Raw genomic sequence first — 13,765 nt, forward strand, 5'->3', positions numbered from 1 at the left:
GATGAGCCTTGCCGTGCGCTTCGACGCGATCGAGAAACAGTTCGGCCCGGTGCGCGTGCTGCACGGCGTGAGCTTCGATCTCGCGCCCGGACGCATCTACGGCCTGCTCGGCGAGAACGGTGCGGGCAAGTCGACGCTGATGAAAATCCTCGCGGGCTACGAGCGCGCGAGCGGCGGCACGGTGTCGGTCCAGGGTGCGCCGGTCGCGTTCGACAGTTCGCGCGATGCCGAGGCTGCCGGTATCGTGCTGATCCACCAGGAACTGAATCTCGCGGACCACCTGAGCATCGTGCAGAACATGTTCCTCGGCCACGAGAAGCGGCGCCACTTCCTGCTCGACGAAGCCGCGATGCGCGAAGCGGCCCGCGCGCGTCTCGCGGATGTCGGCCTGCACAAGCATCCGGACACGAAGGTGCGCGACCTGATCGTCGCGGAGAAGCAACTGGTCGAGATCGCCAAGGCGATGCTGCGCGACGCGCGCCTGCTCATCATGGACGAACCGACCGCAACGCTCACGCCCGCCGAAACGCAGCGCCTCTTCAAGCTGATGGCGCGGCTGAAGGAAGACGGCGTGACGATCGTCTATATCTCGCACAAGCTCGACGAAGTGGAACGCGTGACCGACGAAGTGATCGTGATGCGCGACGGCCGCTTCGTGACCCGCGCGCCGACCGTCGAACTCACGCGCCAGCAGATGGCGAACCTGATGGTGGGCCGCGAAGTGTCGGACATGTTTCCGGACAAGCCCGCACTCGCCGCCGACGCGCCCGTCGCGTTGCAGGTGGAAGGCGTCTACGTGCCCGGTTGGGCGCGCAACGTGAGCTTCGCCGTGCGCGCGGGCGAAGTGTTCGGTTTTGCGGGACTGGTCGGCGCGGGGCGCACGGAACTGTTCGAATCGCTGATCGGCGTGAGGAAGCGCACCGCGGGACGCATTTCGCTCGATGGCCGCGCGCTTGCTTCGGCACGCCCGCACGATCCGCGCGACGCGATGAATCTCGGCCTCACGTATCTGAGCGAAGACCGCAAGGGGCGCGGGCTGCACGTCGACATGTCGCTGAAGGACAACCTCACGCTGATGACGCTCGAACGCTACGCGCATCCGTTCATCGACGGTGCGGCGGAGCGTCAGGCGCTGAAGCAAGCGGTCGGCGATTTCGACATCCGCACGGGCAATCTCGCGAGCCGCGCGCGCATGCTGTCCGGCGGCAACCAGCAGAAGCTCGCCCTCGCGAAGTTCCTGCATCCCGACCCGCGCGTGATCGTGCTCGACGAGCCGACGCGCGGCGTCGACGTCGGTGCGAAGCGCGACATCTATTTCCTGATCCACCGGCTCGCCGCCGAAGGGCGCGCGGTGATCGTGATCTCGTCCGAACTCATCGAGCTGATCGGCTTGTGCCATCGCGTCGCCGTGATGCGCGCGGGCGAGCTCGTCGCGACGCTCGACATCGAACACCTGACCGAAGAGAGGTTGATCGCGCATGCGACCGGCACACACTGAAGGCGCCGAACGAACCAGCCGCGTCGGCGGCTTCGCGCGGCGGCTGCACGGCATCGGGCCGCTCGTCGGCCTGATCGCGCTGTGCATCGGCGGCACGTTCCTCAACGGCGACTTTGCTACGCTCGACAACGCGATGAACGTGCTCACGCGCACCTCGTTCATCGGCATCATCGCGGTGGGCATGACGTTCGTGATCATCTCGGGCGGCATCGATCTTTCGGTCGGATCGATGGCGGCGCTGATAGCGGGCACGATGATCTGGCTGATGAACGGGCTGAAGGAAGGCGTGGGCGGCCACACCTTCGCGCCGCTCACGATCGTTACGCTCGGCATCGTTTTAGCCCTTGTTTTAGGGGGTCTTTTCGGCCTCGCGCATGGATTGCTCGTGACCAAGGGACGCATCGAGCCGTTCATCGTGACGCTCGGCACGCTCGGCATGTTCCGCGCGCTGCTCACGTGGCTCGCTGACGGCGGCGCGCTCACGCTCGACAATTCGCTCGCCGATCTCTACGGCCCTGTCTACTACGCGAGCCTCTTCGGCGTGCCGGTGCCGATCTGGGTGTTTCTGATCGTCGCGGCGGGCGGCACGCTGCTGCTCAACCGCACGGTGTTCGGACGTCATGTGCAGGCAATCGGCTCGAACGAACAGGTCGCGCGTTACGCGGCGATTCGCGTCGACAGCGTGAAGATCGCGACTTACGTGCTGCTGGGGCTTTGCGTCGGCGTCGCGACGGTGCTGTATGTGCCGCGCCTCGGCTCGGCAACGCCGACCACGGGCCTTCTGTGGGAACTTGAAGCCATCGCGGCGGTGGTCGTCGGCGGGACGGCGCTCAAGGGCGGCGAAGGGCGCGTGATTGGCACGGTGATCGGCGCGATATTGCTCTCGGTCATCAGCAATATCCTCAATCTCACGAGCATCATCAGCGTGTATCTGAATGCGGCGGTGCAGGGCGCCGTGATCATCTTCGTGGCTTTCCTGCAGCGTGGACGTCGTTGATCGTTTGGGCAGTGAATCGACAACCAACCGGGCGCGCAATGCGTGCTGAAAATCTGGAGACATCACCATGAAAAAAATGCTTCGCGCGCTCGGCGCCCTGACCCTCGCGACGAGCGCGCTAGCCGCGACTTCGTCCGCATTCGCCGCCGACAAGGTCATCCTCGGCGTCGCGATTCCCACCGCGACGCACGGCTTCACGGGCGGCATCGTCTGGTGGGCGAACGAAGCGAAAAAGGAACTGGAGAAGGCGCATCCCGACCTGAAGGTGATCGTGAAGACGGCGGGCGGCGCGCCCGAGCAGGCGAACCAGTTGCAGGACCTCGTCACTGTCAACAAGATCAACGCGCTCGTGATCTTCCCGTTCGAATCGGCGTCGCTCACGCAGCCGGTCGCGCAGGTGAAGAAGAAAGGCGTGTACGTGACGGTGGTCGATCGCGGGCTGACCGACACGAGCGCGCAGGACGCGTACGTCGCCGGCGACAACACCGCCTTCGGCAAGCTGCCGGCGGAATATCTCGCGAAGACGCTCAACGGCAAGGGCGACATTGTCGCGCTGCGCGGCATTCCGACGACGCTCGACAACGAGCGCTGGGCCGCGTTTGAATCGGTGATGAAACAGCATCCGGACATCAAGATTCTTGACGCGAAGTACGCAAACTGGAATCGCGACGATGCGTTCAAGGTGATGCAGGATTACCTCACGCGCTTCAAGCACATCGACGCCGTCTGGGCCGCCGACGACGACATGATGGTCGGCGTACTGAAGGCGATCGACCAGGCGAAGCGCACGGACATCAAGGAAGTGTTCGGCGGGGCGGGGTCGAAGGAAGCGGTCAAGCGCATCATCGACGGCGATCCGCGCGTGAAGGCCGATGTCTCGTACTCGCCGAAGTTCATCTACGACGCGATCAAGATGACGGCCGAAGCGCGCCTGAAGGGCGACAAGCTGCCGCCGACGACGATCATCCCCTCGGTGCTGATCACGAAGGACAACGCGAAGCAGTTCTACTATCCGAACTCGCCGTTCTGAGTCTGCTTATTTCGCGTCGCGCGCGTTCGCTGGCGAGCGCGCGCTTGTTCATGGAGCAAGCGACATGAAAACCATCAAAGGCCCGGCGATCTTTCTCGCGCAGTTTCTCGGCGACGAGCTGCCCTTCGACAATCTCGCGCACCTCGCGCAATGGGCGAAAGGGCTGGGCTATGAGGGCATCCAGGTGCCCGCCGACCCGCGCCTGATCGACCTGGAAAAAGCCGCGACGAGCGATGCCTATTGCGACGAGTTGCGCCAGACCGTGAGCGACGCAGGCGTGTGCATTACCGAATTGTCGACGCATCTGCAGGGGCAGCTCGTCGCGGTGCATCCGGCGTACGACACGCTCTTCGACGGCTTCGCCGCGCCGCATGTGCGCGGCAATCCGGCGGCGCGCACCGAGTGGGCGATCGCGCAGATGAAGCACGCGGCGGCGGCTTCGCGACGGCTCGGGCTGTCGGCGCATGTGTCGTTTTCGGGCGCGCTCGCGTGGCCGTATTTCTATCCGTGGCCGCAGCGCCCGGCGGGTCTCGTCGAAGCGGCGTTCGAAGAGCTCGCCGCGCGCTGGCGCCCGATCCTCGACGCGTTCGACGAAGCGGGCGTCGATGTCTGCTACGAGCTGCATCCGGGCGAAGACCTGCACGACGGCGTGACGTTCGAGAGGTTTCTCGCAGCAGTCGGCAATCATCCGCGCGCGAACATCCTGTTCGATCCGAGCCATTACGTCTTGCAGCAGCTCGACTACCTGCAGTTCATCGACATCTATCACGAGCGCATCAAGGCGTTTCATGTGAAGGACGCGGAGTTTCGTCCCAATGGAAGGCAGGGCGTCTACGGCGGCTACTCGGGCTGGGTCGAGCGCGCAGGGCGCTTCCGTTCGCTCGGCGACGGCCAGATCGACTTCAAGGCGATCTTCTCGAAGATGGCGCAATACGACTTTCCCGGCTGGGCCGTGCTCGAATGGGAATGCGCGCTGAAGCATCCGGAAGACGGCGCGCGCGAGGGCGCGGTCTTTATCCGCGATCGCATCATCCGCGTGGCGGAGCGCGCCTTCGATGACTTCGCCGGCAGTGGCGCGAACCGCGAGCAGTTGCGCGGCGTGCTCGGCATCGGAGAACGGCCATGAAGCGGCGTCTCAGGCTCGGGATGGTCGGTGGCGGCGAGGGCGCGTTCATCGGCGCGGTGCACCGGATCGCGTCGCGTATCGACGACCGGTTCGAACTCGTAGCGGGCGCATTGTCGTCGGACCCGGAGCGGGCGGCGGCGAGCGCGGCGGCGGTCGGCATCGCGCGCAGCTACGCCGACTTCCGCGAGATGGCGACGACGGAAGCCGCGCGCGAGGACGGCATCGACGCGGTCGCGATCGTCACGCCGAATCATCTGCATGCGCCCGTCGCGACGGCGTTTCTCGATGCCGGCATTCACGTGATCTGCGACAAGCCGCTCGCCGTATCGCTCGACGAGGGCGAGTCGCTCGCTCGTCTCGCGCGCGAGAAGGGGCTCGTGTTTGCCGTCACTTACACGTATTCGGGCTATCCGCTCGTGCGTCATGCGCGCGCGCTGGTGCAGGACGGCGCGCTCGGTGACGTGCGGCTCGTGAACGTCGAGTACGCACAGGACTGGCTCTCGCTGCCGGTCGAACATCAGTCGAACCGGCAGGCGGCGTGGCGCACCGATCCGGCGCTGGCGGGCCCGGCCGGCTGTCTCGGCGATATCGGCACGCATGCGTATCAGCTTGCGGAATTCGTGACCGGGATGCGGCCGTCGGAGGTGTCGGCGGAGGTGGCGACGTTCGTGCCGAACCGTCCGATCGACGATCACGTGCAGGCGATGCTGCGCTATGCGAATGGCGCGCGCGGCATGCTGTGGGCGAGCCAGGTCGCGGCGGGCGAGGAGAACGCGCTGCGGCTGCGCGTCTACGGGACGAAGGCGGGGCTCTCGTTCGATCAGCAGAACCCGAACGAGTTGTGGATCACGCCGCTTGGCGGGGCGTCGGAGCGGATCACGCGCGGACGGTTGCAGGGCAAGGAAGCGCTGCACGCGACGCGCGTCCCGGCCGGGCATCCCGAAGGCTATCTGGAAGCGTTCGCGCAGCTTTATACCGATGCGGCGTCGCAGATTGCGGCGGCGATCGATGCGGATTCACCGCCGCCGGAAAGCGAGTGGCTGACGACTGTCGACGACGGCGTCGCGGGGCTTCGGTTCATCGACGCGGTGTTGACGAGCAGCCGGGCGAATGCGGCGTGGGTGAAGATCGAATGAAAAAAGGGCGGTCCCGCAACGGGACCGCCCTTTTCTGCTCACTCAGTCAGGCAGGTCACGCCCAATCCGCGTGAAAACTCCCCTTCTTGTCGACGCGCTCGAACGTATGCGCGCCGAAGAAGTCGCGCTGTGCCTGCACGAGATTCGCGGGCAAGCGCTCCGAACGATAGCCGTCGAAGTAAGCCACCGCCGACGAGAACGCCGGCACCGGCACGCCCGCCTTGATCGCGGCTGTCACCACGTCGCGCAACGCGTCCTGGTACTTCGCGGCGATGTCCGCGAAATACGGATCGAGCAGCAGGTTCGCGATGCCTTCGTCCTTTGCGTACGCTTCGGTGATCTTCTGCAGGAAGCGCGCGCGGATGATGCAGCCCGCGCGGAAGATCTTCGCGATCTCGCCGTAATGCAGGTTCCACTTGTATTCGTCCGAAGCCGCGCGCAACTGCGCGAACCCCTGCGCATACGAAACGATCTTGCTCAGATAGAGCGCGCGCCGCACCGATTCGATAAACGCGTCGCGGTCGCCGTCGAACTTCGGCGACGGTCCGCTCAACTGCTTGCTCGCCGCGACGCGCTGATCCTTCAGCGACGACAGCACGCGCGCGAACACCGCTTCCGTGATGAGCGGCAGCGGTGCGCCGAGGTCGAGCGCGTTCTGGCTCGTCCACTTGCCCGTGCCTTTTTGCGCCGCGCGATCGAGGATCACGTCGACGAGATCCTTGCCGGTTTCGTCGTCCTTCTTCGAGAAGATTTTCGACGTGATCTCGATCAGGTAACTATCCAGTTCACCCGCGTTCCACTCGGTGTAGACCTTGCCCAGCTCCTCGTTCGACAGGCCCGCGACGCGCTTCATCACGTCGTAGCTTTCGGCGATCAGCTGCATGTCGCCGTATTCGATGCCGTTGTGCACCATCTTCACGAAGTGGCCCGCGCCGTCCGGTCCCATGTACGCCACGCACGGCTCGCCGTCCGGCGCCTTCGCGGCGATCTCGGTCAGGATCGGGGCGACGAGATCGTAGGCTTCGCGCTGGCCGCCCGGCATGATCGACGGACCCTTCAGCGCGCCTTCTTCGCCGCCCGACACGCCCGTGCCGATGAAGTGCAGCCCCGACTTCGCGAGGTCCTGATTGCGGCGGATCGTGTCGGTGAAATGCGTGTTGCCGCCGTCGATCAGGATGTCGCCCTTTTGAAGGAGCGGACGCAGCGCGTCGATGGTGGCGTCGGTGCCAGCGCCTGCCTTCACCATCAGGAGGATGCGGCGCGGCGTTTCCAGCGACTCGACGAATTCTTCCAGCGTGTAGGCGGGCACGAGCTTCTTGTCGGGATGCTCGGCGATCAGTTCGTCGGTTTTCTCGCGGCTGCGGTTGTACACCGAAACCGCGTGCCCGCGGCTCTCGATGTTCAGCGCCAGGTTGCGTCCCATGACGGCGAGACCCACTACGCCGATTGCTTGCTTGCTCATGCTTTCTCTCCGGATGACCGGCGCGCTGGCTGCTCGTGACGGACAGCGCGCCGGGTGAATGTGTCGATTGGGCGGCGCTCGCGGCTTGCTGCTGCATCGCATCCTGCCGTTCATCCGGCAGGCGGCGCAGTGCGCCCAGACGGTGCGCGGGCGCGGGCGAGCCACGGCACCGCGCCGAATGCCGCGCGAGCGCAGACGGACCCGAGATTACCACTTCGGCACGCGTCTGGCTGGGACGCCGCGCGCCGTCCGGACGAGCGTGCGCGCCGATCCGGCATGCGCCGCGCGGCCGGTCTAGAATGAACGCCCGGCGCTTCTGCCCTTGAACCGCACATGACGCTTGCCCGAAAGCCGCGCCGCCATCATTACTTCGTCTATGTGATCGAATTGTCCGATTCGGTCTGGAACGAAGCGCGCTTTCGCCGGGCAAATCCGGACTACCGGCTGGGCAAGCCGTTCGTCTACGTCGGCATGACGGGCATCGGTCCGGACGTGCGCTTCGACAAGCACAAGGCCGGCATCCAGTCGAACCGCTTTGTGCGGGATTTCGGGCTGCGGCTGCTGCCGCATCTGTACGAGGTCTACAACCCGATGCCGTACGACGGCGCGCGAGAGATGGAAGTCGAACTGGCGATCGGTCTGAGGGAAGCCGGATACGGCGTCTGGCAGGCGTGAACACTTTGAACACAACGTGAGAACACAGGAGCGGGACATGCGGATTCTGGTGGTGGGCGCGGGGGCGATCGGCGGCTATTTCGGCGGGCGGCTGCTCGACTCGGGCAGGGACGTGACCTTCCTCGTGCGCGAGCGGCGCGCCGAGCGGCTCAGGCAGTGCGGCCTCAAGCTGAGGAGCCCGCACGGCGACCTGGAACTGGAATGCCCCCCGACGATCCTCGCGAAGGACGTAACCGAGCCTTTCGATCTCGTGCTGCTGAGCTGCAAGGCGTATGACCTCGACGGCGCGATCGAGTCGTTCAAGGGCGCGGTCGGGCCGGACACAGTCGTGTTGCCGCTTCTGAACGGCATGCGCCATCTCGACGTGCTCGAAGCGCGCTTCGGTGCTGATCGCGTGCTGGGCGGCCAGTGCGTCATCGCCGCGACGCTCGACGCCGAAGGCGAAATCGTGCACCTGAACCAGTTGCATTCGATGACGCTCGGCGAGCGCGCGGGCGGACGCAGCGAGCGCATCGAACGGATCGCCGCCGAATTCGGCGGCGCCGGGTTCGACCTGCAGGTGAGCGACGACATCCTGCAGTCGATGTGGGAAAAGTGGGTATTCCTCGCGACGCTCGCGGCCGGCACGTGCCTGATGCGCGCGCCGATCGGCGATATTCTCGCGGCACCCGGCGGCGAGGAACTGCTGCTCGGTCTCTTCGACGAATGCAGCGCGGTCGCGGCCGATCAGGGTCACCGTCCGGGCGAAGGGACCGCTGCGCGTGCGCGCGCGATGTTCACGGAGCGCGGCTCGCTCCTGACGGCGTCCATGCTGCGCGACCTCGAGAACAACGCGGCGATCGAGGCGGATCATATCGTCGGCGACCTGCTGGCGCGGCGCACGACAAAGCCTGACGGGGTGTCCTTGCTGGCGATTGCCTACGCGCATCTGAAGGCGTACGAAGCGCGGCGCGCGCGCGCCGGGCAAAAGACGGATTGAAAACGCTTCGCGCGCGTCCCTGCCGACGCGACGCGCGTTTCGCGTACTGTCTGGAAAGCGCAAGGGTTACGCGTTACGCTGGCGGCTTTTCCACGCCCCGTTCGCATCATGCCGCCCGACCTCACCGCTACCGCCCCCGCTCCGGGCGCGCCCGTTCCCACCGTCGCGCAGATTTTCACCGGATTCCTCACGCTCGGCCTCACCGCTTTTGGCGGCGCGCTGCCGCTCGCGCGCCGCGAGATCGTCGAGCGCCGCAAGTGGCTCGCACCCGACGAGTTCACTGAACTCCTCGGCCTCTGCCAGTTCCTGCCGGGTGGCAATGTGATCAACCTGTCGGTCGCGATCGGCATGCGTTTTCGCGGCGTGCCGGGCGCGCTCGCGGGATTGCCCGGGCTGATCGTCGGACCGTCGCTGATCGTGATTGCGCTCGGGGTCGTGTATCAGCGCACGCATGAAGACCCGCGCGTTGCGCATCTCTTTGCCGGTCTGGCGGCCGCGGCCGCCGGGCTCCTGGTCGCGATGGCGGTGAAGATCGCGTGGCCGTTGCGCAGGAAGCCCGAGATGGCGCTGATCGCCGTGCTTGCGTTCGTCGCGATCGCGCTGCTGCGCTTTCCGCTCCTGCCGACGATGCTGGTCCTCACGCCGGTTTCCGTGCTCATCGCCTGGAAGGTGCGCCGATGAACCACGTTCTCGTTTCGCTCGCCGCGATTTTCAGCCAGCTTTCGCTGCTCGCGTTCGGCGGCGGCAATTCGATCCTGCCGGAGATGCAGCGACAGGTCGTCGAAGTGCATCAGTGGATGTCGAAGGCTGACTTCTCGGCGCTCTTCGCGCTCGCCCAGGCGGCGCCCGGACCGAACATGATGGTCGTCACGCTGATCGGCTGGCACGTCGCGGGGTGGCCGGGCGTGATCGTGACGTCGATCGCGAAGTTCGGGCCGTCGTCGCTCGTGACGATCGCGGCGATGCACGCGTGGGAGCGCTTCAAGGACCGGCCGTGGCGGCGTTACATCCAGACCGGACTCGTGCCGATGACGGCGGGCCTCGTCGCGTCGAGCGCGGCGCTGATCGCGGAGGCGTCGGATACGACGTGGATGCTCGGCGCGATCACGGCGGCCATTGCGGTGCTGTCTTACCGGACGAAGATCCATCCGCTGTGGCTGCTGGCGGCGGGGAGCCTCGTCGGGTTGACGGGGTTCGGGCAGTAGGCGGTTTACGGATCGGAAAAGTCTGATTTTGGGCTGGCGCGCGGGCGGGGCGTTGCCGGTGGAGACGTCGCGCGATGCGGCAGGCTTGTGTGCCATCTCCTTTATCGGCGGGCGGTGCGGCACTTCGCGAATACCTCGATCTGCATCGCCCGCCAAGGGCTGTGTGGACAGTTTGTTAAGCTATCCCGAAAAAAGCTGTGCGAGTATGGCGCCCCAGTTTCCGGAGGCCCAGCATGAGAATCGTCCATGCCGCATTACTGAGCGTCGCAATTCTGCCCGCGCTCGCACACGCTACGCTCGGACAGGCGCCGAGCCTGTCCACAGCGACGAAATCGGCGACCCGTTCGCTCGAGGCATCGAGCACCGCCGCCAGCACTTACACCATACGCGAATCCACGACTTCATATGGGTTGACCGTTCGCGAGTACGTCTTGCCGACGAACGTCGTCTTTGCCGTGACGTGGAGCGGTCCGGTGCGGCCTGACATGCGCGAACTGCTGGGCAGCTATTTTTCGAATTTCGCGACACGATCGAACGCAGGGCACTCGCTCGGCACTACGTCGCGCTTCGAGCGAAGCGGCGCGCTGGTGCTGCAGTCGTCGGGACACGCCGGCGATGTTTCCGGAAAGGCCTACGTGCCGCGGCTCGTCCCGGCCAACGTCGACGCGGGAGCGCTGCAATGAACAACGATTTGAAGACTGGAGCGCGGGCGCGGGGCGCGTGGCTGGCTGCGGCAGTGATGTCAGCAGTCTGGCGTTGTCGGCGTGCGGCGGAGGCGGAAGCGATCCGGACACGGCGGCGAAGCCCTCCGCACCTGCATCGAGCGTCAGTGCAAACGGCGACGCGGCCACCAAGCTCAACGGTGCCACCACGACCGAACTGGCAAATGGAACCTCCAGCGGGGCATCGACGGGGAGTTCGTCAGGCAGTGCGAACCAGAATGGCGGTTCGGGCGGCGCTGCGTCAACGGTGACTAATGTCGCCGCGAACGGCAGCGGCAGCATGTTGGCCGGCGTGGTCGCGACGGGCGGCTCGACCTCGACGGGCGGCACAACTACGGCCGGCGGCACGACTGCGGCCGGCGGCTCGATTACGACCGGTGGCACGGCTGGGGTCGGTGGCACGACCACGGCTACGACGGCTGGCGCGACCAGCGCGGGCGGCACGACCACAACGGGTGGCAAGCCCACGACCGGAGGCACAAACACCACGAGCAGCACGACCACCACCGGGAGCACCGGCACGACCACGACCGGCAGCACCAACACAACCACGCCCACGACCGGTACCACAACCCCCACCCCCGCCGATTCGAACACCGTCCCTGTCGTCGTAAAGAACTCCGCGGGCGAGTACGCGAACTTCCCCCAGGTCAGCGTGACGCTGTGTACGCCGGGCGCGACGGGTTCGACCCAGTGCGTGACGATCGACAAGATGCTGCTCGACACCGGCTCGTACGGGGTGCGAGTCGTGGCCTCCGCGCTCGGTTCGGCGCTCACGCAGGGTCTGCCTGCGCAAACGGGCGCAGTCGGCGATTCAACCTCCGCCGCGCCCATAGCAGAATGCACGCTCTTCGCATCGGGTTACGCATGGGGCGCCGTCAAGCGCGCCGACGTGATCATCGGCGAAAAGAAGGCCGCGAACCTGCCGATCCAGGTCATGGGCGACGGCGGCTTTGCCGAACCTTCGGACTGCTCGTCGCGAGGCGGCCAGGATCTGAGTTCGGTGGCGGCGCTTGGGGCGAACGGCATTCTCGGCCTGGGGCCGTTGCCGCAGGACTACCCGTCCGCCGCCAAGCAGGTGTTGCCGGCAACCTATTACATGTGCCCGACGTCGTCGGAATGCGTGAATGCCAGCGTGCCGCTCGGCAAACAGGTGGCGAACCCGGTGTCCGCATTCGCCACCGACAACAACGGCATCGTCGTCCAGTTGCCGGCGGTCGACGCGAACGGCTCATCGACCGTAACGGGCCAGCTCATCTTCGGCGTTGGCACACGAGCGAACAATGCGCTCGCGTCCGGAGCGAACATCGCGCCGCTTTCAGACAACGGCCGACTGACGACGACCTACGGCATGACGCGCTATGTGAACAGCTTTGTCGACACCGGCTCGAACGGCATCTTTTTCCCTGATTCGACGATCGCCCAGTACAGCTCGTGGTACACGCCCGGGACACCGTTGGCACTGAACGCGTCGATTTCGTCGACGGGCAGCACGACGATTCCGGTGTCGGTCTCTGTCGGCAATGCGCTCACGTTGTTCTCTAGCGGCAATGCGGCGTTCAGCAATGTCGCTGCCTATTCGTCCGGCGTCTTCGCCTGGGGCTTGCCGTTCTTCTATGGCCGCAGCGTGTTCATTGTCATGAAAGGCTCGACCGCAAATGCGCAGCCGGGTCCGTTCATCGCCTTCTGAGGCGCCTTTCCGCCCCGCTCGCCGGCCCTCCCGGTGAGCGGGCGGGATTTCTGCTGTAATGGCCAGCGATACCAATCGAAGGACATTCGACATGGCCATGACCAACCACTACGCAACCTCCGAACCGCCACGCGCCGACATCGACGACCTCACCGGCCCGACCGTCGTCGAATTCGGCACCGGCTGGTGCGGTTTCTGCCGCGCGGCGCAGCCACTGATCGCGCAGGCTTTCCACGATCACCCCGACGTGCGCCATCTGAAAATCGAGGACGGCAGCGGCCGCCCGCTTGGTCGCTCGTTCCGAGTCAAGCTCTGGCCGACGCTCGTCTTCATGCTCGACGGCAAGGAAGTCGCGCGCCTCGTTCGCCCGCAGGACGCGTCCGAAGTCCGCGACGCGCTCGCCCTCATCGACGAACCGCTCTCCCACTGAGCGGAACCACGCTCCCCCAAACGGCGTAAGGGTTATCTCCGATACGCCCGTCAAGTCTCAAACTTGTATGATGACCCGATCACCTAACAAACGGCGCGTGGCATGTTCGAGAAAATCCCGGCGCGGGCGCTGAGCGACACGGTCGCGCAGCAACTGCAAAAGCAGATCGAAAAAGGCAGCTTTGCCAAAAGCGGCAAGCTGCCGACCGAAGCCGTGCTTGCGCAGGAATTCGGCGTGAGCCGGACCGTGATCCGCGAGGCGATTTCGCGCCTGAAGAACGAAGGCATGGTCGAGCCGCGCCAGGGCAGCGGCGTGTTCGTCGTGGAGCGTGCGGGCATCCGGCCGCTGCGCATCGATTACGCGCAGGCCGTCGAGCCGGGCTCCGTCGTGCAGATCCTCGCGTTGCGGCGCGCGATCGAGGCGGAAGTGGCGTCTGAAGCCGCAATGCGCCGCACTGACGCGCAAATGGCCGCCATCGACGCCGCGCTCGCGAAGATCGAGGCCGCTGTCGCGGACGGCGAGGACGGCGTCGCGGAAGACGTCGCGTTCCACCGCGCGATCGCCAACGCGACGGGCAACCCCTACTTCCTGAAAACGCTCACCTTCCTGAACCAGTACCTCGAAGCCGGCACGATCGTCACGCGCAAGAACGAGGCGCTGCGCGAGGATTTCTCGCGGCAGGTCAAGGAAGAGCACGCCGCCATTGCCGCCGCGATCCGCGCAGGCGATCCGATGGCCGCGCGCAACGCCGCCCAGACCCATCTCTACAACGCCGCTCGCCGCCTGGCCGAAGCCGGCATCCGCTAACGCTCGAT

14 protein-coding genes are annotated in these 13,765 nt (G+C 65.8%); 13 read left to right on the forward strand and 1 reads right to left on the reverse strand.

All coding sequences use genetic code 11. The features are described from left to right. Position 1: 1 nt before the first annotated feature. From AWB81_RS17700 to AWB81_RS17720, 5 genes are all read left to right on the forward strand, one after another. Complete coding sequence (locus tag AWB81_RS17700) at positions 2–1,498, forward strand: sugar ABC transporter ATP-binding protein (RefSeq protein WP_062637646.1); 1,497 nt, start codon at positions 2–4, stop codon at positions 1,496–1,498. After that, positions 1,479–2,495, forward strand: a complete 1,017-nt coding sequence (locus tag AWB81_RS17705; RefSeq protein WP_062637648.1) for an ABC transporter permease — start codon at positions 1,479–1,481, stop codon at positions 2,493–2,495. Before AWB81_RS17700 ends, AWB81_RS17705 begins: the two co-directional genes overlap by 20 nt. Before the next feature lie 67 nt (positions 2,496–2,562). After that, positions 2,563–3,525, forward strand: coding sequence for a substrate-binding domain-containing protein (locus AWB81_RS17710; RefSeq protein WP_062637650.1), 963 nt, complete (start codon positions 2,563–2,565; stop codon positions 3,523–3,525). A 64-nt stretch (positions 3,526–3,589) separates the two neighbouring features. Further along, complete coding sequence (locus AWB81_RS17715) at positions 3,590–4,651, forward strand: sugar phosphate isomerase/epimerase family protein (protein ID WP_062637651.1); 1,062 nt, start codon at positions 3,590–3,592, stop codon at positions 4,649–4,651. Next, positions 4,648–5,787 (forward strand): Gfo/Idh/MocA family protein, encoded by a 1,140-nt coding sequence (locus AWB81_RS17720; protein WP_062637653.1) that lies wholly within the window; start codon positions 4,648–4,650, stop codon positions 5,785–5,787. The genes AWB81_RS17715 and AWB81_RS17720 overlap by 4 nt, the downstream gene beginning before the upstream one ends. Positions 5,788–5,842: 55 nt before the next feature. Here AWB81_RS17720 and gnd read toward each other — a convergent pair whose 3' ends face one another. Next, the gene (gene gnd / locus AWB81_RS17725) at positions 5,843–7,249 is read right to left on the reverse strand and encodes an NADP-dependent phosphogluconate dehydrogenase (protein WP_062637655.1); all 1,407 of its coding nucleotides are present in this window, start codon (positions 7,247–7,249) and stop codon (positions 5,843–5,845) included. Between the two features lie 333 nt (positions 7,250–7,582). On the opposite strand from gnd, the gene AWB81_RS17735 reads away from it, so the two are divergent. From AWB81_RS17735 to AWB81_RS17770, 8 genes are all read left to right on the forward strand, one after another. Then, entirely contained in the window at positions 7,583–7,924 is a 342-nt protein-coding gene (locus tag AWB81_RS17735) for a hypothetical protein (RefSeq protein ID WP_062637660.1), read from the forward strand. A 37-nt stretch (positions 7,925–7,961) separates the two neighbouring features. Then, positions 7,962–8,903 (forward strand): 2-dehydropantoate 2-reductase, encoded by a 942-nt coding sequence (gene panE / locus AWB81_RS17740; protein WP_062637662.1) that lies wholly within the window; start codon positions 7,962–7,964, stop codon positions 8,901–8,903. Between the two features lie 108 nt (positions 8,904–9,011). After that, a complete protein-coding gene (locus AWB81_RS17745) occupies positions 9,012–9,584 on the forward strand; it encodes a chromate transporter (RefSeq protein WP_062637664.1) in 573 nt (190 codons plus the stop codon). After that, a complete protein-coding gene (locus tag AWB81_RS17750; RefSeq protein ID WP_062637666.1) occupies positions 9,581–10,108 on the forward strand; it encodes a chromate transporter in 528 nt (175 codons plus the stop codon). Before AWB81_RS17745 ends, AWB81_RS17750 begins: the two co-directional genes overlap by 4 nt. A gap of 233 nt (positions 10,109–10,341) precedes the next feature. Next, entirely contained in the window at positions 10,342–10,791 is a 450-nt protein-coding gene (locus AWB81_RS17755; protein WP_062637667.1) for a DUF2844 domain-containing protein, read from the forward strand. Between the two features lie 37 nt (positions 10,792–10,828). Next, positions 10,829–12,520 carry a DUF3443 family protein gene (locus tag AWB81_RS46885; protein ID WP_235025823.1) on the forward strand — a complete coding sequence of 564 codons (1,692 nt, stop codon included), beginning with the start codon at positions 10,829–10,831 and terminating at the stop codon, positions 12,518–12,520. A gap of 97 nt (positions 12,521–12,617) precedes the next feature. After that, the gene (locus tag AWB81_RS17765) at positions 12,618–12,950 is read left to right on the forward strand and encodes a thioredoxin family protein (protein ID WP_374730497.1); all 333 of its coding nucleotides are present in this window, start codon (positions 12,618–12,620) and stop codon (positions 12,948–12,950) included. 102 nt (positions 12,951–13,052) lie between these two features. Then, positions 13,053–13,757, forward strand: a complete 705-nt coding sequence (locus tag AWB81_RS17770; RefSeq protein WP_062637671.1) for a FadR/GntR family transcriptional regulator — start codon at positions 13,053–13,055, stop codon at positions 13,755–13,757. Positions 13,758–13,765 lie beyond the last annotated feature (8 nt).

Origin of the sequence: Caballeronia arationis (assembly GCF_001544975.2) — a bacterium.
Taxonomy (GTDB): Bacteria; Pseudomonadota; Gammaproteobacteria; order Burkholderiales; family Burkholderiaceae; genus Caballeronia; species Caballeronia arationis.